Annotated in this window: 13 protein-coding genes; 9 read left to right on the top strand and 4 right to left on the bottom strand. The window is 65.2% G+C overall.

All coding sequences use genetic code 11. The features are described from left to right. Positions 1 to 52 precede the first annotated feature (52 nt). The 8 genes from FG323_RS03860 (at position 53) to FG323_RS03825 (ending at position 13,799) form a co-directional block, all read left to right on the top strand. Positions 53 to 3,028, top strand: a complete 2,976-nt coding sequence (locus FG323_RS03860; RefSeq protein WP_141453118.1) for a TonB-dependent receptor — start codon at positions 53 to 55, stop codon at positions 3,026 to 3,028. A 288-nt stretch (positions 3,029 to 3,316) separates the two neighbouring features. Then, entirely contained in the window at positions 3,317 to 6,382 is a 3,066-nt protein-coding gene (locus tag FG323_RS03855; protein ID WP_141453117.1) for a TonB-dependent receptor, read from the top strand. 133 nt (positions 6,383 to 6,515) lie between these two features. Further along, positions 6,516 to 8,039, top strand: coding sequence for a tryptophan halogenase family protein (locus FG323_RS03850; RefSeq protein WP_141453116.1), 1,524 nt, complete (start codon positions 6,516 to 6,518; stop codon positions 8,037 to 8,039). A 74-nt stretch (positions 8,040 to 8,113) separates the two neighbouring features. Beyond that, positions 8,114 to 9,760, top strand: a complete 1,647-nt coding sequence (locus tag FG323_RS03845; RefSeq protein ID WP_141453115.1) for a glucoamylase family protein — start codon at positions 8,114 to 8,116, stop codon at positions 9,758 to 9,760. 13 nt (positions 9,761 to 9,773) lie between these two features. Then, positions 9,774 to 11,117: a sugar ABC transporter substrate-binding protein gene (locus FG323_RS03840; protein ID WP_141453114.1), complete on the top strand. Its 1,344-nt coding sequence runs from the start codon at positions 9,774 to 9,776 to the stop codon at positions 11,115 to 11,117. Next, entirely contained in the window at positions 11,114 to 11,998 is an 885-nt protein-coding gene (locus FG323_RS03835) for a sugar ABC transporter permease (RefSeq protein ID WP_141453113.1), read from the top strand. Before FG323_RS03840 ends, FG323_RS03835 begins: the two co-directional genes overlap by 4 nt. Then, complete coding sequence (locus tag FG323_RS03830) at positions 11,995 to 12,846, top strand: carbohydrate ABC transporter permease (protein ID WP_141453112.1); 852 nt, start codon at positions 11,995 to 11,997, stop codon at positions 12,844 to 12,846. Before FG323_RS03835 ends, FG323_RS03830 begins: the two co-directional genes overlap by 4 nt. A gap of 251 nt (positions 12,847 to 13,097) precedes the next feature. Continuing rightward, positions 13,098 to 13,799 (top strand): hypothetical protein, encoded by a 702-nt coding sequence (locus FG323_RS03825; RefSeq protein ID WP_141453111.1) that lies wholly within the window; start codon positions 13,098 to 13,100, stop codon positions 13,797 to 13,799. A gap of 119 nt (positions 13,800 to 13,918) precedes the next feature. On the opposite strand, the gene FG323_RS03820 is transcribed toward FG323_RS03825, so the two are convergent. From FG323_RS03820 to FG323_RS03805, 4 genes are all read right to left on the bottom strand, one after another. Then, the gene (locus FG323_RS03820) at positions 13,919 to 14,575 is read right to left on the bottom strand and encodes a bifunctional 4-hydroxy-2-oxoglutarate aldolase/2-dehydro-3-deoxy-phosphogluconate aldolase (RefSeq protein WP_141453110.1); all 657 of its coding nucleotides are present in this window, start codon (positions 14,573 to 14,575) and stop codon (positions 13,919 to 13,921) included. A 45-nt stretch (positions 14,576 to 14,620) separates the two neighbouring features. Beyond that, positions 14,621 to 16,531: a phosphogluconate dehydratase gene (edd, locus tag FG323_RS03815; protein WP_141453109.1), complete on the bottom strand. Its 1,911-nt coding sequence runs from the start codon at positions 16,529 to 16,531 to the stop codon at positions 14,621 to 14,623. A gap of 260 nt (positions 16,532 to 16,791) precedes the next feature. Continuing rightward, on the bottom strand, positions 16,792 to 17,799 hold the full coding sequence (gene glk, locus FG323_RS03810) for a glucokinase (RefSeq protein ID WP_141453108.1): 1,008 nt from the start codon (positions 17,797 to 17,799) through the stop codon (positions 16,792 to 16,794). A 58-nt stretch (positions 17,800 to 17,857) separates the two neighbouring features. Next, positions 17,858 to 19,219: a GH1 family beta-glucosidase gene (locus tag FG323_RS03805; RefSeq protein ID WP_141453107.1), complete on the bottom strand. Its 1,362-nt coding sequence runs from the start codon at positions 19,217 to 19,219 to the stop codon at positions 17,858 to 17,860. A gap of 210 nt (positions 19,220 to 19,429) precedes the next feature. Between FG323_RS03805 and ugpC the strand changes: the two genes are divergently transcribed. Next, entirely contained in the window at positions 19,430 to 20,512 is a 1,083-nt protein-coding gene (ugpC, locus tag FG323_RS03800) for a sn-glycerol-3-phosphate ABC transporter ATP-binding protein UgpC (protein WP_141453106.1), read from the top strand. Positions 20,513 to 20,600 lie beyond the last annotated feature (88 nt).

The following is a 20,600-nucleotide window of genomic DNA, read 5'->3' as shown; positions in this document are numbered from 1 at the left end:
AGAAGCAATCGAGTCAACTGACTGCAAGTCCACTGCCTTGGGAGGGAGAGTCATGAGGCACCCGGAAACTCGCAACCACCGTTTCGCCCGCAGGATCCTGTCCTGCGCGCTCGCCAGTGGCCTGGCGATGAGTGCGTCGGTGGTGTATGCGCAATCGACCAGCGCCACCTTGCGCGGGTCGGTCCAAGCCGAGTCCACGGTCACCGTGACCAACCTGGGCACCGGCCTTACCCGCTCGGTGAAGGCATCCAACGGCAACTACAACATTGCCGGCCTGCCGCCGGGCAGCTATCGCATCGACGTGGTGTCCGGCGGGCAGAGCACCAGCCGCAACCTGACCCTTGCGGTGGGCCAGACCGCCACCCTCAACCTGGCCGCCGCCGCCGCGACCCCGCCGATCGCGGGCGAGGCGACGACACTGGATACGGTGAGCGTGACCGCGCCGCCGGTGATCGTCGAAACCAAGACCTCGGAAATCGCGACCTACGTGAGTAGCAAGCAGATCGAGGCGCTGCCGCAGAACTCGCGCAATTTCCTCGCCTTCGCCGATACGGTTCCCGGCATGCAGTTCATCAGCAGCCCGAACGGTTCGGAAAGCCAGTTGCGCAGTGGCGCGCAGGGCTCGAGCAACATCAACGTCTTCATCGATGGCGTCGGCCAGAAGAACTACGTCACCCCGGGTGGCATCACCAGCCAGGACGACAGCCGCGGCAACCCGTTTCCGCAATCGGCGATTGGCGAGTACAAGGTCATCACGTCCAACTACAAGGCCGAGTACGACCAGATCAGCAGCGCGGCGGTCACCGCGGTGACCAAGTCGGGTACCAACGAGTTCTCCGGGAGCTTCTTCTGGGATCGCACTTCGGACAGTTGGCGCAAGCCGAACGTGGTGGAAGAAAAGCGCGGCTACAAATCGCCGGAGGTCACCGAGCAGTACGGCGTGACCTTTGGTGGGCCGATCATCAAGGACATGCTGCACTTCTTCCTGTCCTACGAGGCTAAGGAGTTCATCGTCCCACGCAACGTGACGCCGCCGGCGGTGTTCGATCCCAGCGTGCTGCCGCCGGAGCTTGCTTCGATGTATGGCGGCTACAGTGTCCCGTTCAACCAGGATCTGTACTTCGGCAAGCTGAGCTTCCAGCCCAGCGATGCGCACCTGTTCGAATTGACCCTGCGCTACCGCAAGGAAGACTCCATCAGCCCGGGCAGCGAGATCAGCGCGCCCTCGTTCTCGACCAATTTCGTCAACGACGAGAAGCGTGGCGATCTGCGTTACCAGTTCAGCTCGACCAACTGGCTCAACGACGCCCACATCACCTTCGAGGAAGCCGCGTACAACCCCAGTCCGGTCACTGCCGGGCCGGGATACCGTTACACGATCGTGGATCCTGGAAACCCGGGCAATCTTGGCTTGGGCGTGCTCAACATCGGTGGCGGCGCGACGTTCCAGGACAAGGGCCAGAAGGGCTTCGGATTCCAGGACGACCTGACCTACTTCGGCTTCGAAGGCCACACCCTGAAAATGGGCGTGAAGTACAAGGACGTCGAGCTCAACGCGTTCCAGCAGAACCCGCCGTATCCGCAGTACTACTTCGACGTCAATGAAAGCCTGACCCAGCCCTATCGGGTCGACTTTACCGCCCCGTACGCGAATCGCGCACCGTTCGTTGAGTCCAAGAACAAGCAGTTCGGTATCTACATCCAGGACGATTGGGAGGTCAACGACAAGCTGACCCTCAATATCGGCCTGCGCTGGGACTATGAAAAGAATCCCAGCTACACCAATTACGCGCTTTCCGACGATCTGCTGGCCGCGCTGCGCAACTGGACCAGCATCCAGAACACGGACTTCAACGTTGAGGATTTTATTCCCAATGGCAGGCGCAAGGACTTCAAGGACGCTTGGCAGCCGCGCCTGGGCTTCTCCTATGACCTGTCCGGGGATCAGCGTCATGTGATTTTTGGTGGTGCAGGACGAGCCTATGATCGCAATCTGTTCGACCTGATGGCACGGGAGTACTACTCGGGTGCGTTCATGTCCTACGTGGTCAATTTCCCCACGCCATTGCATTCCTGCGAGCCCTCACCAACCTGCATTCCCTTCGATCCGGCCATGTTGACCCCGGCGGGGATCGCCGGTTACGTGGCGGCCAACCCGAGGCAGGGCGGTGAGGTCAACCTGCTGAACAATGATCTGAAGACGCCGTACTCTGACCAGTACAGCCTGGGCATGCGTAATCTGTTCCAGTTGTGGGGCCACGAATGGAATTCCTCGGTGACCTTGTCGCATATCGTCAGCAAGGAAGGCATCTACTTCCGATTGGGTAATCGCTGGCCAGATGGTTCCTTCCATGAGATCCCCGGAGCGACTTGGGGCGGACAGCCTTGGACACAGTTCATTCCGGGATATGGCTCGCTGATCCTGGGTGACAACGGTATCGAGTACAAATTGAACTCCCTGTTGATTTCACTCGACAAGCCTTATACGACAGAGTCGGGTTGGGGCTTCAATCTCGCCTACACCTACAGCGACGCCAAGGAGAATCGCACCGATGCTTCAACGGGCGAGACCTTCTATGGCGATGGGCCACGCCTGACCAGCCGCTACTACATGTCCACCGGCGTACCCAAGCATCGTCTGGTCCTGTCCGGCATCTACGACCTGGGCTGGGACACCATGCTCAGCGGCAAGCTGGTATTGGCGACGCCTACACCGCGCAACGCCACCAACTGCAATGACGTGTCCTCGGACAGTTTCTGCTTCTACGATCCCTTCGAGCCGGAAGGCACGATCGGCTACAAGCAGTTCGATATGGCGCTGGAAAAGCGCTGGGACACCGGGACGGATCTGCGTTTCAAGATTCGCGCGGATCTGCTGAATGTCTTCAACTGGCGCAACTGGAACCAGTTCGAAGGTTGGCGCGGCGGCCCCAACGAGGCACGCAATCCGAAGTTCGGAAAACGCAACGGCGACGAAATCCTGTGGCCGACACGCACCTTCAAGCTTTCCTTCGGACTCGATTGGTAGTCCGAACAGAGGTCGGCATCTACGGATGCCGACCCAAAAAAATTTGCCCTGACATGTAAACGATTTCAAACGAGGCCCACCCACACCAATGCCCGCAAATTCGAGACTCCTGAATGACAGCGCTGTCCGTCATGCCGTGCACACCATCGCACGGTGACGGAGGCAAGCCGTGGTTCCGGCTTCGCGTCCGGGACGATGGTTGAAAGCAAGACAAGTACGCATACGCAACGCCTGAGACTGCTCCAAAACAACACGCGTGAAACACGTCCACACATCTGGAAACATGACATGACACATCGCAATCGAAGCGCTTCCCGACCCAATCGCACGCTCCTGGCGTGCGCGCTGGCGAGCTGCCTGGTGATGAGCACGCCCGTATTCGCCCAGTCGACCGGCGCCACGCTACGCGGCCAGGTGGCCGGCGCGGCGGCGAACACCGAAGTCATCGCCACCAATGTCGCCACGGGCGCGGTCCGCCGCACCCAGACCACGGCCAGTGGCACCTATACGCTGGTCGGCCTGCCGCCGGGCACCTATACCGTGCAGGCCGGCGGTGCGTCCCAGACCGTGACCCTGGCGGTGGCGGCCAGCTCGACCCTGAACCTGGATACGGGCGCGCCGGTGGCGGCGCCGTCCGGCGAGGCCACCAACCTGGATACGGTGACGGTCTCCGCGCCGCTGCTGCGCGACGTGCGCACCTCGGAAGTGGGCAACACCATTTCCCAGCGCCAGATCGAAACGCTGCCGCAGGCGACGCGAAACTTCCTCGAGTTCGCCGACACCATCCCGGGCATGCAGTTCAAGATCAACAACCAGGGTGTGGCCGAGCTGCGCAGCGGCGTGACCAACACCAGCTCGACCAACCTGTACATCGACGGCGTCAGCCAGAAGAGCTATGTCGAGCGCGGCGGCATCGCCGGCCAGCAGCAGAGCGCGGGCAACCCGTTCCCGCAGCTGGCGATCGGCGAGTACAAGGTCATCACCTCCAACTACAAGGCCGAGTACGGTCAGATCAGCGGCGCGGCGATCACGGCGGCGACCCGTTCGGGCACCAACGAATTCGAAGGCGAGCTGTTCTATCACTACACCGACGAAGGCATGCGCGAGAAGCTGCCCAACGAGTGGAACAAGAAAAAGGGCTCGTCGCAGATCAAGGAATGGGGCCTGGCGGTGGGCGGCCCGATCCTGAAGGACCGGATGCACTTCTTCTTCGCCTACGAGAACAAGGAGAACATCTACGCGCAGACGGTCCAGCCGTCGGCCGAGTCCGGCAATGTCGGCGATCTCCTGCCCGCGGATCTGCGATCCCAGTTCGGTGCCGCCTATGTGCCGCTGGACGAGGACCTGTACTTCGCGAAGCTGAGCTGGGATCTCAACGAGCGTGATCGGCTGGAACTGAGCGCCCAGTATCGTGACGAAACCCAGGCGGGCAATATCGGTGGCCAGGATACACCGGAGCACGGTCAGCAACGCATCAACAAGGACGAGCGTTCCAACCTGCGCTGGCAGCACAGCGGTGATCGCTTCTTCAACGAGTTGATCGTCACCACCGAGCGGACCGAGAACAACCCGAATCCGTTCGGCTTCGGCAATGGCCGCAAGATCGCCTGGCTGCAAGACACCGGCCAACCGGAGCCGGCAGAGCGTGCGTTGATCAATCTGGGGCCCGCCGACGGCTTCAGTGTCAAGAGTGCCATCCAGAAGGGCTGGTCTATCCAGGATGACCTGACTTTCAACAGCTTCCAGTGGCACGGTGATCACACCATCAAGATGGGCGTCAGCTTCAAGTCCATCGATCTGACGTCCAGCGACGGCCAGCCATACAACCCGCAATTCACCTACGCCTTCGATCCCGTCACCGGCGTGGTGTCGGACATCCCGTACCGGGTGGAATTCCTGGCGCCGTTCGACGAACCGGGGCAGTCGGCGCTGGTCAAGACCGATGCCAAGCAGTATGGCTTCTACATCCAGGACGACTGGCAGGTGAACGATCACCTGATGCTGAACCTGGGCATCCGCTGGGATTACGAGGACGTGCCGGCCTATACCGACCACGTGACTTCGCCGACGTACCTGGCGGCGCTCTACGGCCCCGATCCGGACAACCCGGGGGAACCGTGGATCAATCGCTGGCTGAAGGGCGGCAAGGATGCGCTGAATCCGGCCGACTACATCAGCAATGGCCACAACCGCAAGGGTTTCAAGGATGCCTGGGCGCCGCGCTTCGGCTTCTCCTATGACATCTTCGGCGACGAGCGCCACGTGATTCACGGCGGCGCCGGACGTTCCTACGACCGCAACCTGTTCAAGGACCTGGCACTGGAGAAGACCAAGTCGGCGGTGTCACTGGTGCGCTTCGAGTTCCAGGATCCGCTTACCGGCCAGTGCGTGCGCGAGCCCGCCAGCACGGGACGCTGCCTGCCGTGGGATCCCGCTTATCTGGGTGGCATCGACGTGCTCGGCGAGGCGATCGCCGGCCGTGGCGGCGCGGAAGTCTTCATGCTCAACAACAAGCTGAAGACCCCGTATTCCGACCAGTTCAGCCTGGGCATCACCAACCAGATCGGCGAATGGCTGTCGGACGTGACCATCCAGCGGATCATGTCGCGCGATGCGTTCGGCTTCACCCTGGCCAACCGCCATCCGGACGGTTCGTTCTTCAGCAATGGCGGCGCGCCATGGGGCGGCACCGTGCCGGGCTATGGCGGCACGATCGTCGGCGACAACGGCGTGGAGAGCAACAACACCCAGATCCTGTTGTCGCTGGAGAAGCCGTACACCAAGGCCTCGGGCTGGGGCGTGAACTTCGGCTACACCCACACCCAGGGTCGCCAGAACAGCACCAACGCGGAAGATCCGTTCGCCTATTTCGACAAGTCGCGCCTGGGCTACGTGCCGTTCGTGAAGTCGGGCAACGCGCCCAAGCATCGCTTCACCGCTTCGGGTTCGATCGATGGTCCGTGGGGCATTACCTTCGGCGCCAAGATCGTCCTGGAGACACCGACCCCGCGCAACACCATCGCCTGCTTCGGCTACACGGCGTGGGACGGCTCGAACTGCCAGTTGGTGGGCTTTACTCCGCCGGCCAACGGCAAGTTCCTGATCGGCGGCAAGATCTTCAGCTACCGCACGGTGGACTTCCAGGCGACCAAGGAGTTCGCGATGCCGGGCGACACCAAGCTGACCATCCGGGCGAACTTGTTGAACGCGTTCAACTTCAAGAACTACATGGATTACTCGTACAACAGCTTCGGCAGCGGCGGAAACTACGATCCGGATATCTCGATCAACACGCGCGGCAACATCTACTACTTCCCGCGCACGGTGAACGTCGAAATCGGATACAAGTTCTGATGGCCGCGCCGCGGCATCCTCTCTCCGGGTGCCGCGGCAACGCCTTGCAATCGTCTCCCGCGTCATGCCCGCCGCTTCCGGAAAACGGAAGCGGCGGGACACGCAGGCCCTCCTGTTTCAACGAACCCGCAACATGAATCCACAGTCCCTGCGCAACATCGTGATCGTCGGCGGCGGTACCGCCGGCTGGATGGCCGCCTCCGCGTTCGGCCGCGTGCTGGGACCGGATTACGCCATCACCCTGGTGGAATCCGACCAGATCGGCATCGTCGGGGTGGGCGAGGCGACCGTCCCGCACATCAAGGCATTCAACCAGTTGCTGCGCATCGACGAGGCCGACTTCGTCCGCAGTACCCAGGGAACGTTCAAGCTCGGCATCGAATTCGTCGACTGGTACCGGAACGGCCACACCTATATCCATGGCTTTGGCCAGGAAATCGGCCATCCCTACGGTCTGCTGCCGTTCCAGCAGTACTGGTTCAAGGCACACAAGGCCGGCATGGCCCAGTCGCTGGATGCCTATACGCTCAACAGCCTGGCCGCGCGACGTGGCCGGTTCATGACCGGCGCCAGCGACGTACCGGCGGATTCACCGCTGGCCAACATCGCGTACGCCTATCACTTCGACGCCGGTCTCTACGCAAAGTACCTGCGCGCCTATTCCGAGCGCCTCGGCGTGAAGCGGGTCGAAGGCATCGTCGATCAGGTCATCCTGGATCCCGACAATGGATACGTTGGTTCCCTGCGCCTGCGTTCGGGCGAAGAGGTGGCTGGTGAACTGTTCATCGACTGCTCCGGCTTCCGTGGCCTGCTGATCGAGGAAGCGCTGCACACCGGCTACATCGATTACACCCATTGGCTGCCCTGCGATCGCGCGCTCGCGGTGCCGTGCGAGAAGGTGGGACCGCCGACGCCGTTCACCCGTTCGACCGCGCGCAGCGCCGGCTGGCAGTGGCGGATTCCGTTGCAGCATCGCACCGGCAACGGCTACGTCTATTCCAGCGCGCACATCAGCGACGACGAGGCGGCCGCCACGCTGCTGGCCAATCTGGACGGACGGGCACTGGCGGACCCGCGCCCGCTGCGTTTCACCACCGGCCGCCGCAAGAAATGCTGGAACCGCAACGTGGTCGCGCTCGGTCTGGCCAGCGGCTTCATGGAACCGCTGGAGTCCACCAGCATCCACCTGATCCAGTCCGGCATCTCCAAATTGCTGGAGCTGTTCCCGCGCGAGGGTTTCAACGAGGTGCTGGCGCAACGCTACAACGACCAGCTGGCGTTCGAGTTCGAGCGCATCCGCGACTTCCTGGTGCTGCACTACAACGCCACCGAGCGCGACGATTCGCCGTTCTGGCGCCAGTGCCGCGACATGTCGATACCGGAAAGCCTGACCGCCAACCTGGACCTGTTCCGCGACAGCGGGCGGTTCTTCCGCAACGCCAGCGAGATGTTCGCCGAGATCAGCTGGGTGCAGGTGATGATCGGGCAGGGCATCGCGCCGCGCGGCTGGCATCCGCTGGTGGACCGGGTACCCGATGCGGATCTGAAGCGGTTGATGGACAGCGTGGCCGGGACGATCAGTGCCTGCGTCGACGCCATGCCCGAGCACGAGCGGTTCATCGACCGCCATTGCAAAGCCGAACCGGTATCGTTCTGATGCGCCGGTTTCCTTTCTCCACGCGTTGATCCGCGGTTTTGCGGACACCCTTGAAGGAAAAGAAACGACTCGAGATGAAAACGTTTACAGGCGAGAAGGGCCGTACCGGGGCCAGGGGATACCGGAATGGGACATGGCTGGCGGGCCTGCTGGTGGTGCTGCTGGCGGCCTGCAACCGCGCACCTGCGCCGGCCGAAGCGCCCAAGGCGCCGGCCGCGAAGCCGGCGCCGGCAACGGTGAAGAAACCTGAGAAACCGGAACTGCCGCCGCTGTTCCGCGACATCGAACGGCGCACGTTCCAGTTCTTCTGGGACACCACCAATGAACTCAACGGGCTGACGCCGGATCGCTTTCCGTCGCGCCCGTTCGCGAGCATCGCCTCGGTCGGCTTCGCCCTGACCGCCTACCCGATCGGCATCGAGAACGGCTGGGTCAGCCGCACCCAGGCGGTGGACCGCACCCTGACCACGCTGAAGTTCTTCCGCGAGTTGCCGCAGGGGCCGCAGCCGGAAGGCAAGGGCGGCTACAAGGGCTTCTATTACCATTTCCTGGACATGCAGACCGGCCACCGCTACGCCAGCTGGGTGGAGCTGTCGAGCGTGGACACCACACTGCTGATGATGGGCGTGCTGTTCGCGCAGTCGTATTACGACCGCGATGATCCGCGCGAGAAGGAAATCCGCGATTTGGCCGACGCGCTGTACAAGCGGGTGGACTGGACCTGGTTGCAGAAGAACAAGCCGCTGGTGTCGATGGGCTGGTTCCCCGAGAGCGGGACGATCCCGCACGACTGGAAGGGCTACAACGAGGCCATGATGCTGTACGTGCTGGCGCTGGGGTCGCCGACCCATCCGGTTGGTCCGGAAGCCTGGGAAGTGTGGACGCGTACCTACGGCGAGTCGTGGGGCGTCTACCAGGGACAGGAATACCTGACTTTCGGTCCGCATTTCGGCCACCAGTACAGCCACGTCTGGATCGATTTCCGCGGCATCCAGGACGCCTACATGCGCGAGCGCGGCATCGACTATTTCGAGAACAGCCGCCGCGCCACCTACGCCCAGCGCAGCTACGCCATGGAAAACCCGATGAAGTGGCGCGACTACGGCGAGAACGTGTGGGGTCTGACCGCCAGCGACGGTCCGCAGCAGACCCTGCAGGAATACCGTGGCGAACAGCGCCAGTTCCGCCACTACTCGGCGCGTGGCGTCGGCTTCCGCGAGAACTTCGACGACGGCACCATCGCGCCGACCGCGGCGATCGCCTCGCTGCCGTTCGCCCCGGAGATCGTGATCCCGGCGACCGAGCAGATGCACAAGCGCTACGGCGAGCACCTGTATTCCAGCTATGGCTTCCTGGATGCGTTCAATCCCAGCTTCGACTTCGACATCCCGCTGAAGGCCGGGCGCATCGTGCCGGGACAGGGCTGGGTGGCCAGCGACTACATCGGCATCGACCAGGGGCCGATCCTGACCATGATCGCCAACTACCGGAACGGGTTCGTCTGGGAAGTGATGAAGAAGAATCCGTACATACGCAAGGGACTGGCGCGCGCCGGATTCGAAGGGGGCTGGATGACGCCCGAGGGCGCGCCCATCCAGGTGCCGGCCAACGCCGACCCGGAAGCCGCCGCCGCGCGTGCCCTGGGCACGGCCGAATCGCGGGCGGCGCAGGCCGCCGAGCAGCAATCCGAGGCGCCGGCGCGCAACCAGACCCCGCAATAAGTAAGCTGTCCGCATGGCAAGGTTCTCTCCGGCACGCATCAGGCATCCCTCGGGTGGTGGGGGCTGCCTGGTGCGCTGCTGTCTGTTCCTGCTCGCGCTGACGGGTGTGCTGCTGTCTGCGGGCTGCGCGCGCGAGGACGGTCGCGAAAAGGTGACCTTCTGGGCGATGGGCCGCGAGGCCGAAGTGGTCGCCGAACTGGTGACCGAGTTCGAACGCGAGAACCCGGGCATCGACGTCGATGTGCAGAACATTCCCTGGACCGCCGCGCACGAGAAGCTGCTGACCGCATTTGCCGCCGACGGCCTGCCGGACCTGTGCCAGCTGGGCAATACCTGGCTGCCGGAATTCGCCGCGTTGGGCACGCTGGAGCCGCTGCAAGCCTATGTCGACGGCTCGGGAGTGGTGGAGCAGGCCGACTATTTTCCCGGCATCTGGGACACCGCCGTGGTCGAGCGGCAATTGCTGGGCGTGCCGTGGTACGTGGACACCCGCCTGCTGTACTACCGCAAGGATTTGTTGCGGCAGGCCGGCTTCGACAAGCCGCCGGTCACCTGGGCCGAATGGGAACGGGCGATGGCGGCCATCAAGCGCAACGCCGGTCCGGATCGTTACGCCATCCTGATGCCGGTCAACGAATTCGAGCAGCAGGTTTCACTGGCCTTGCAGATGCCGGACCCGTTGTTGCGCGATCACGACAACCGCGGCAATTTCCGCAGTCCTGGCTTCCGTCGTGCGCTGGGTTTCTACGCCAACATGTTCGAGCAGGGCTGGGCGCCGAAGATGTCCGAGACCCAGATCTCCAACGTCTGGGACGAGTTTTTCAACGGCTTCTATGCCTTTTATCTGTCCGGTCCCTGGAACATCCGCGAGTTCAAGAAGCGCCAGCCCGCCCATCTTCGCGATCAGTGGGGCACGATGCCGTTGCCGGGGCCGGATGGCCTGGGTGCAGGCATCGCCGGTGGCACCAGCCTGGTGATCTTCCGCAGCTCCGAGCGCAAGGCGGCGGCGTGGAAGCTGATCGAATTCCTGTCGCGGCCTGAAATCCAGCAGCGCTTCCATGCGCTGATCGGCGATCTGCCGCCGCGCCGCAGCACCTGGCAACACCCGGCGCTGGCCAATGACGAGTACGCGCGTGCCTTCCGGGATCAGCTGGAGCGGGTCGAACCCACGCCCAAGGTGCTGGAATGGGAACGCATCGCCCAGGAAATGCGGGTGGTGACCGAACAGGTGGTGCGGGGCGGGCAGAGCCAGGAGCGGGCGGTGCAGGATCTGGACGCGCGCGTGGATGCCATCCTGGAGAAGCGTCGCTGGATGTACGAGCGCGAGCATCCCGCCACGCAGGGGGCACAACCATGATGCGGCGGACTTCGGTGGCCGGCTGGGTGTTCGCCGGGCCGGCGCTCATCGTGTTGGCGGTGTTCTTCGGCCTGCCGGTGTTCTCGGCGCTGCTGCTGAGCCTGACCGATTTCGATCTGTACGCGCTGGCCGATGCCGACAACCTGCGTTTTGTCGGCCTGGGCAACTACGGGGAACTGCTGCGTTCGCCGATGTTCTGGAAGTCGCTGTGGAACACGACGTACTTCGTGGTCGTCGGCGTGCCGTTGTCGATCGCGGTTTCGCTGGGCGCCGCGATACTGCTCAACGCGCCGGTCGCGCGCTTCAAGGCGTTGTTCCGCACCGCGCTGTTCGCGCCGGTGGTGACCACGCTGGTGGCGGTCGCGGTGATCTGGCGTTACCTGTTCCACACCAGCTACGGGCTGGTGAACTGGGCGCTGGGCCACTTGGGTATCGCGCCGATCGACTGGCTGGGCGATCCGCGCTGGGCGATGCCGACCATCATGCTGTTCGCGGTGTGGAAGAACTTCGGCTACAACATGGTCATCTTCCTGGCCGGCCTGCAGGCGATCCCGCAGGATCTCTACGAGGCCGCGCGCATCGATGGCGCCTCCAAGTGGCGGCAGTTCCTGCACATCACCCTGCCGATGCTGGGACCGGTGTTGCTGGTGGTCGGCGTGATCACGGTGTCCGGCTACTTCCAACTGTTCGCCGAACCCTACGTGATGACCCGCGGCGATCCGCTGCAGAGCACGGTGAGCGTCCTGTATTTCATGTTCGAGGAAGGCTTCAAGTGGTGGCGGCTGGGCCGCGCCTCGGCGGTGGCGTTCCTGCTGTTCCTGATCATCCTGGCGGTGACCACCGTGATGCTGCGCGTGGGGCACAGGAAGGATCTGGTATGAGTCGTCATGCGGTCGCGCGTGAAGTCGGTGCCTCCCGCTGGCAGGGCTGGCTGGTCAATGGCGCGCTGCTGGTGCTGGCGCTGATCAGCCTGGCGCCGCTGCTGTGGATGGTATCGGTCTCGTTCATGCCGGCCGGCGAGGCTAGCCGGTTCCCGCCGCCGCTGCTGCCCTCGGGCGCGACCCTGGCGAACTACCGCGAGCTGTTCGCGCGCACCGGCATGGCGCACAACTTCGCCAACAGCCTGCTGGTGTCGGGCGCGATCACCGTGGGTTCGCTGCTGGTCAACACCATGGCCGGTTACGCCTTCGCCAAGCTGCGCTTCACCGGTCGCGACCGGATCTTCCAACTGCTGCTGGCCGCGCTGGTGATCCCCGCGCAGGTGGCGATGCTGCCACTGTTCCTGCTGATGAAGCAACTGGGGCTCGTCAACAGCTTCGGTGGCGTGATCGTGCCGGCGCTGGCGACGGTATTCGGCATCTTCCTGGTGCGCCAGTATGCGCGCAGCATCCCGGACGAACTGCTGGAAGCCGCGCGCATCGATGGCGCCAGCGAACTGCGGATCTTCTTCCAGGTCGTGCTGCCGATGCTCAAGCCGGTACTGGTGACGCTGGCCATCTTCACCTTCATGGCGGCCTGGAACGATTTCATGTGGCCGCTGATCGTGCTGACTGACCAGGCGCATTACACGCTCCCGGTGGCGCTGGCCTCGCTCTCGCGCGAACACATCATGGACGTGGAAATGATGATGGCCGGCGCGGTGATCACCGTGCTGCCGGTGTTGCTGCTGTTCCTGCTGCTGCAGCGCTACTACATCCAGGGACTGTTGCTGGGTAGCGTGAAGGGCTGACGGATTCATTGCCCACGATCCGGTGTAGGAGCGACGTCAGTCGCGACCTGGATGTCCAGTTGTGGGATACCGCCCTGGCTCGGAAGGCATCGCGACTTACGTCGCTCCCACAATCGGAGGATCGCCCCCTTGCCCTTGTGGGAGCGACGTCAGTCGCGATTCGGGATGGCTGGTCCGGGCAGGTTCTTAAGGAGGGCGGTCGCGACTGACGTCGCTCCTGCAAATGGGGGACGAGGCGGTAGAGTGTCGGCATGTCGATGCGCGAACGCGGTTTCATCCCGCTCTGGCCGCTGCCGCTGGCGGCGGCATTGCTGTTGTTGGTCGCCACGCATCTGGCGTTGTGGCTGTCGATCCAGGCCGGATATGTGCCGGCCTGCGTGCCTTACTGGGAGGGTTGCACGTCGATCAGCCGGGCGGCGCGGCACGGATTGGGCAACCATCTGTTCCGGCTGCTGGTGATTCCCTGCGCGGTCCTGCATGGCGCGAGCTGGTGGGTGGCCGGACGTTGGTTGCGGGATGATGAAGGCAGGGCATCCAGGTGGTGGATGCTGGTACTGGGATTGTTTTCCGCGTCCGCGCTGGCGATCTATGCGACCTTCCTCGGCACCGAAGGCGAGGTCTATGGATTCCTGCGGCGCTATGGCGTGACCGTGTATTTCGGTTTCGGATTTCTCGCCCAGTTGCTGCTGATGCGGTGGGCGAGGGCGCTGCGACGTATGTCGCCGGCGTTGTTGAAGGCGATGGCCGTGCTGTGCGTGGCCATGCTCGGGCTCGGCGTGGGCAATGTCGTGGCGAGTGCACTGGTTGCTGACGATTCATTGCGCGACCGCGTCGAGAACGCGCTGGAATGGCAACTGGGCCTGCTGCTGGTCGGCTGGCACCTGCTGCTCGCGCGTGGCTGGTGGCGCGCGCGATTTGGCCTGCGGCTGTATCGGGAAGGGGAGCCGTTGTAGGACTGTGGGAGCGACGTGAGTCGCGACCGTGTCGTTTCATGGCAGGCGTATGCACCGGGCACGCGAGCTGCGCGGTCTCGCGACTTACGTCGCTCCCACACGGAGAGGGAAGCGGGGAATCAGCCGCGCACGCGGCGGACGATGGCGGCGGCCTTGGCCGAGCTTTCGCGGACCTTGTCCCACTCGCCGGCTTCCAGCCAGTTCTTGGGCACCATCCAGGAGCCGCCGATACAGACCACGTTCGGTTGCGACAGGTAGTCGGCGGCGGTGTCCTCGCCGATGCCGCCGGTGGGGCACAGCTTCAGTTCCGACAGCGGGCCGGCCAGGCCCTTGAGCATCGCTAGGCCGCCAACAGCGGAGGCGGGGAACAGCTTGCACACCCGGAAGCCGCGGGCCATCAGCGACAGCAGTTCGGTCGGCGTGGCCGCACCCGGTACCACCGGTACCGCCGCATCAGCCAGCGCGTCGGCCATCTCGGCGGTGGTGCCCGGGGTCACCAGGAAGTCCGCGCCCGCATCGATGGAGCGCTGCATCTGTTCGACGGTCAGCACGGTGCCGGCGCCGATCACGATGTCCGGCAGTTCGCGCTTTAGCATCACCAGCGCTTCCATCGCCACCGGCGTGCGCAGGGTCAGTTCGATGGCCGGCAGACCGCCGGCCAGCAGTGCCTCGGAAACCCGGCGTGCCTCGTCCAGCGTGTGCACGGTGACGACCGGCAGGATGCCGGCGGCGCGGAGGAGTTGTTCGGCTTTCTGTTGGCGGGCTTCGATGGTCATGGCGTATTCGGGTGGAGGCGTTGCCGCGGGAGTGCGGAGTGACGCTCAGGCGTCCTTGGCTTCGTGCGGGGCTTCGGCGGCGTGCTCGGCATCGCCGAGTTCGTATTCCGAATCGTATTCCCAGGTGCCGTTGTGGTAGGGCGGCCCGCAGGAAATCGACAGCGCGCCCTGGTCGGCCGGCGTCACCACGTCGCGGCTGACCGCGAACAGGTTGCGGCCGATGTCCAGCGCGGCGGGCGAGGTGTTCGGCGCCAGTTCGCGCGCGTTCCATTCCTCCGCCGGCACCAGCGCTTCCAGCACGCCGGCCTCCGCGTCCAGGCGGACGAGATCGCCTTCGCGCAGTTTCGCCAGCGGGCCGCCGCGGGCGGCTTCCGGGGTCAGGTGGATGGCGGCGGGAATCTTGCCAGAGGCGCCGGACAGGCGGCCGTCGGTGACCAGCGCCACGCGCCGGCCCTGGTTCTGCAGCAGGCCCAGCAGCGGCGCCAGCGAGTGCAGTTCCGGCATGCCGTTGGCGCGCGGTCCCTGGTAGCGCACCACCGCGACGAAGTCGTGCGGCAGCACGCCGGCGGCGTGCAGCTTGTTGAGCGCGCGCGGATCATCGACCACCACCGCCGGCGCCTCGATGAAGCGGTACTCGGGCTTGACCGCCGAGGTCTTGATCAGCGAACGGCCGAGGTTGCCGCGCAGCAGGCGCAGGCCGCCCTGCGATTCGAAGGCGCTGGCGACTGGCCGTACCACCTCGGGGTCGGCACTTTCGGCGATGCCGGGCGCGTAGGCCAACCGGCCGTCCTGCAGGCGCGGTTCCTCGCAGAACGCGCGCATGCCGCCGGGAACGATGGTGGGCAGGTCGTGCATCATTCCGGCGTCGAGCAGTTCGCGGAACACGAACTGGGTGCCGCCGGCAGCGGCGAAGCGGTTCACGTCGGCCTCGCCGTTGGGATACACGCGGGCAAGCAACGGCACGGTGCGCGAGATCAGATCGATGTCGTCCCAGGTGAGGACGATGCCCGCCGCGCGCGCCACCGCCACCCAGTGGATGGTGTGGTTGGTGGAGCCGCCGGTGGCCATCAGCGCGGCCATCGCGTTGACGATGGCGCGTTCGTCGATCAGGTGGCCGATGGGCCGATAGTCGTCGCCGAGCGCGGTGATGCGCAGGGCGTGTTCGGCGGCGGCGCGGGTCAGCACATCGCGCAGCGGCTGGTCCGGATTGACGAACGAGGTACCCGGCAGCTGCATGCCCATCGCTTCCAGCAATACCTGGTTGGAATTGGCGGTGCCGTAGAAAGTGCAGGTGCCCGGCGCGTGGTAGCTGGCCGACTCGGCTTCCAGCAGTTCCTCGCGGCTGGCCTCGCCGGCGGCGTAGCGTTCGCGCACCTCGGCTTTCTTCTTGTTGGGAATGCCCGGCGTCATCGGCCCGGCGGGCACGAACACCGCCGGCAGGTGGCCGAACGCGAGCGCGCCGATCAGCAGGCCTGGCACGATCTTGTCGCACACGCCCAGGTACAGCGCGGCGTCGAACATGTCGTGGCTCAGCGATATCGCGGTGGCCTGTGCGATCACGTCGCGCGAGAACAGCGACAGCTCCATGCCGGGACGACCCTGGGTAACGCCGTCGCACATCGCCGGCACGCCGCCGGCGACCTGCGCGGTGGCACCAAGCGAACGCGCGACGTCGCGGATCAGTTCCGGATAGGTTTCGAACGGCTGGTGCGCCGACAGCATGTCGTTGTAGGCATTGACGATGCCGAGGTTCGGGGTGACGTCGGCGCGCAGGCGATCCTTGTCGGTCGGCCCGCAGGCGGCGAAGGCATGCGCCAGGTTGCCGCAGCTCAAGCGGCTGCGTTGCGGTCCGGCGGCGTTGGCCGCGTCGATGCCGGCCAGGTACGCGCGCCGCAAGGGCAGGCTGCGTTGGCGGATACGTTCGGTGACTTCTTGGATGCGCGGATGCAGGCTCATTGGCGTCGGCTGGACTGCGAAAGGACGAGTGTGCGCCGCTGGCCGTGGGCAGGGCGTCGTCGGTGTCCACGCAGCGGCGCGTGCCGGACTGCGCCTTGCCGGGGCAGGGCAAGCATGTGTCCGGCCTGCACGCGGGTTCCAGGCCGACGTCGCCGCCGATGCGTGGCGGACAACGGAGAACCCCTCAACTTTCTACCTTTTGCGCCGGCAATGAAAGTGACCAAAGCCAGACCAGCCCGCCATGCGGGTGGTCGGCGCGATCAGCGAGAGGTGCCGTAGGCTTCCATCGCGATTGCCGCGGCGCCGAGCAGGCCCGGGCGTGGATGGACGATGGCCAGGGTCGGTACGCGCGCCATGTTGGCGGAGAAACGCCCCTTGTGTTCGAAGCGCTGGCGGAAGCCGGAGTGCTGCAGCGAGGTCAGCAGTTTCGGCACCAGCCCGCCGGTCAGGAACACGCCGTCCCACGCGCCGAGGGTCAGCACCAGATCGCCGGCGACCGCGCCGAACACGGCGCAGAACACGTCGATGGTGTTGTTGCTGCGCGCGTCGCCGGTGGCCGCGCGCGCGGTCACGTCGGCCGGCTGCAGGTTGCCCGGATCCTCGCCCGCGATCTCGCTGAGCGCGCGATGCAGGTTGACCAGGCCGGGGCCGCAGATCAGGCGCTCGATCGAGACGCGGCCGAACTGCGCCGACAGGCGTTGCAGGACTTCGATTTCCTGCGGCGTGCCCGGCGCGAAGCTGACGTGGCCGCCTTCGGTTTCGAGCGGAAAATTGCGGCCGTCGCGGATGATCAGGCCGCCCACGCCCAGTCCGGTACCGGGGCCGATCACCGCGTAGTTGCGGTTGACCGGCTGCGGATCCGGCGTCCAGTCGGGAATACCAATCGCGACCACGTCCTGGCTGCCCAGCAGCGGCAGCGCCATCGCCTGGGCGGCGAAATCGTTGACCAGGCGCAGGTCGTCGAAGCCCAGCGCGTCGCGGGTGCGCGACAGCGAAATGACCCACGGATGGTTGGTGATGCGCGCCTCGTCGCCGTCGACGCGGCCGGCCACGGCGAATACGCCGTTGCGGATGTCCAGACCGGACTGTTCGGCGCCGACCTCGTCCAGATAGTGCTGGGCGGCATCGGCCAGCGACGGGAAATCCGCCACCGCGAAGCCGCGCACGCTGTCTTCCAGCAGCGGCGCGGCGGCGCTGGCGTCGGCCAGCGCGAAGCGTGCATTGGTGCCGCCGATGTCGGCGAGCAGGACCCGGTTATCGGTGCTCATGCGGGGTGATTACTCTTGAAGGGGTCGTGGCCGCAAAAAGTAGTCCGCCGCATTCGCCTCAGTCGTCCTCGTTGGTCAGTGCGTCGCCATGGCTGGCCACGACCTTCGCATAATAGCGTGCACTGTCCTTCGGTGTACGGGTCTGGCTGTCGAAGTCCACGTGGATGATGCCGAAGCGCTTGGAATAGCCCAGTGACCATTCCAGGTTGTCCAGCAGCGACCAGACGTAGTAGCCGCCGATGTCGCAGCCGGCCTCGATGGCCGCATGCACCGCGCGCAGGTGCTGGCGCAGATAGCTCAGGCGCAGCGGATCGCGCACGCGGCCGCGCTCGGCCTTGGGCGGATCGAAGAAGGCGGCGCCGTTCTCGGTGATGAACACCTTGGGATTCCCGTAGCGGTCCTTGACCCAGGTGAGTGTATCGGTCAGGCCCTGCGGGAAGACCTCCCAGCCGGTTTCCGTATACGTATGCTGCGTCTGCCGGACCGGCGAGACCTTGAGCGGCCAGTTCGACTCGTCGTGGCGGGACACGTTGCGGGTGTAGTAGTTGACGCCGATGAAGTCCAGCGGCTGGCGGATCAGGTCCATGTCCGCCTGCGGCCATTCCGGCCAGGCCTCGCCGAAGATTTCGCGCAGTTCTTCCGGATAGGTGCCGAAGAACACCGGGTCCAGGTACTGCCGGTTCATGTAGGCCTCGGCGCGGCGGGTCGCGGCCAGGTCCTCGGGGCTGTCGCTGGCCGGATATTTGGGCTCGATGTTCACCACCAGGCCGATCTCGTGCTTGCCGATGGCGCGGTAGGCCTGCACCGACTTGCCGTGCGAGCGCAGCAGGTGGTGCGAGGCGATTGGCGCCTCGAAGCGGTTGCGGTGGCCGGGCGCGAGCGCGCCGTGCAGGTAGCCGCCGTCGGTGACCACCCAGGGTTCGTTGAGCGTGGCCCAGCGCTTGATGCGGCCGTCCAGACGCTTGAACATCACTTCGCTGTATTCGGCGAACCAGTCGGCGATGTCCGGGTTCAGCCAGCCGCCGCGATCGTCCAGCGCCGCCGGCAGATCCCAGTGGAACAGGGTCGCGGTCGGCTGGATGCCGTTCTCCAGCAGGGTGTCGACCAGCCGCTCGTAGAAGTCCAGGCCCTTCTGGTTGATCCGGCCGCGGCCCTCGGGCATCACCCGGCTCCAGGACACGCTGAAGCGGTAGGCCTGCATGCCCAGCTCCTTCATCAGGCCGATGTCCTCGCGCCAGCGGTTGTAGTGGTCGCAGGCCACGTCGCCGGTGTCGTTGTTGAGCATGCGGCCCGGGGTGTGGGCGAAGCGCTGCCAGATGCTGGGGCCGGCGCCGTCGGCCAGCGGGGAACCCTCGATCTGGTAGGCGGCGGTGGCGCTGCCCCAGATGAAGTTCTCGGGGAAACGGTAAGACTTCGACATGGCCCCTCCGGCAGTGTCGTCAAATTGGAGAAAAGTGGGGGTGATTGCGTTGTGAAAACGATTACATGGCAGAATAACCCAACTTCCCGGGTTGGGAAATGGGAAGGTGGTCATTGAGTGACGGCGTGCATTCGTATGCATGCCGCTGCACCGGGAGGGGCCCGGCGGCAGGTCCGACAACACGGTGGCGGGAGCCGCCCGGGAGAGCAGATGGCGAGTGTGCGGCTGGACAACGTCCGCAAGGTCTACGGCAACGGCCAGGTGGCGGTGCACGGGGCGAGTTTCGAGGTCGCCGACGGCGAACTGATGGTGCTGGTAGGCCCGTCCGGCTGCGGCAAGTCGACCCTGCTGCGGATGATCGCCGGGCTGGAGGAAATCTCCGGCGGCACGCTGTCGATCGGCGACCGGGTGGTCAACGAGGTCGCGCCCAAGGATCGCGACATCGCCATGGTGTTCCAGAACTACGCGCTGTATCCGCACATGACGGTGGCCGAGAACCTGGCCTTCGGGCTGAAACTGCGCGGGCATCCGCGCGCGCTGATCGAACAGCGGGTCAATGCCGCCGCCGACACCCTGGGCCTGGGCCAGATGCTGGACAAGCTGCCGCGCGAAATGTCCGGCGGGCAGCGCCAGCGGGTCGCGCTGGGGCGGGCGCTGGTGCGCGAGCCGGCGGTGTTCCTGCTCGACGAACCGCTGTCGAACCTGGATGCCAAGCTGCGCCATTCGATGCGCACCGAGATCGCGCGGCTGCATCGCCAACTCGGCGCGACCATGATCTACGTGACCCACGATCAGGTCGAGGCGATGACCCTCGGCCAGCGCATCGTGGTGCTCAAGGATGGCCAGGTCCAGCAGATCGACACGCCGATGGCGCTGTACGAGCATCCGGCCAACCTGTTCGTGGCCGGCTTCCTCGGCAGCCCGGCGATGAACGTGTTGCAGGGACGGCTGGAGCGCGCGGAAGGACTGCGGCTGGTGGTCGATGCGGGCCTGTCGATTCCGCTCGGCGACGCGCGGGTGGGCGAGGACTGGCTGGGCAAGACGGTGGCGATGGGCGTGCGCCCGGAACACCTGCAACCGGTCACGCCGGACGAGGCCGGCTTCGAGGCGCTGGTGGAAGTGGTGGAGCCGGTCGGCAGCGAGGTGTTCGTGAACATGACCCTCGGTCCCCTCGCACTGGTGTCGCGGCTACCGCCAAGGCAACTGCCGCGCGCGGGCGCCGGCCTGCGCCTGGCGGTGGATCCGGCGCACCTGCATTTCTTCGACGCGGAAAGCGGCCGCCGCCTGTGGTGAAGGGCGGGGTGGGTTCCTGGCCCGGTCCTGCCGTCGCCCGCCGCCCGCCGCAGGCAACAAAATCTAGCCTCAGAACGTAGCCGTGGCG

It is taken from the genome of Pseudoxanthomonas sp. z9, from assembly GCF_006542425.1.
In the GTDB taxonomy this organism is placed as follows: Bacteria; Pseudomonadota; Gammaproteobacteria; order Xanthomonadales; family Xanthomonadaceae; genus Pseudoxanthomonas_A.
Note: the sequence above shows the minus strand (reverse complement) of the source record. Positions and strands in the feature narration are given on the sequence as shown.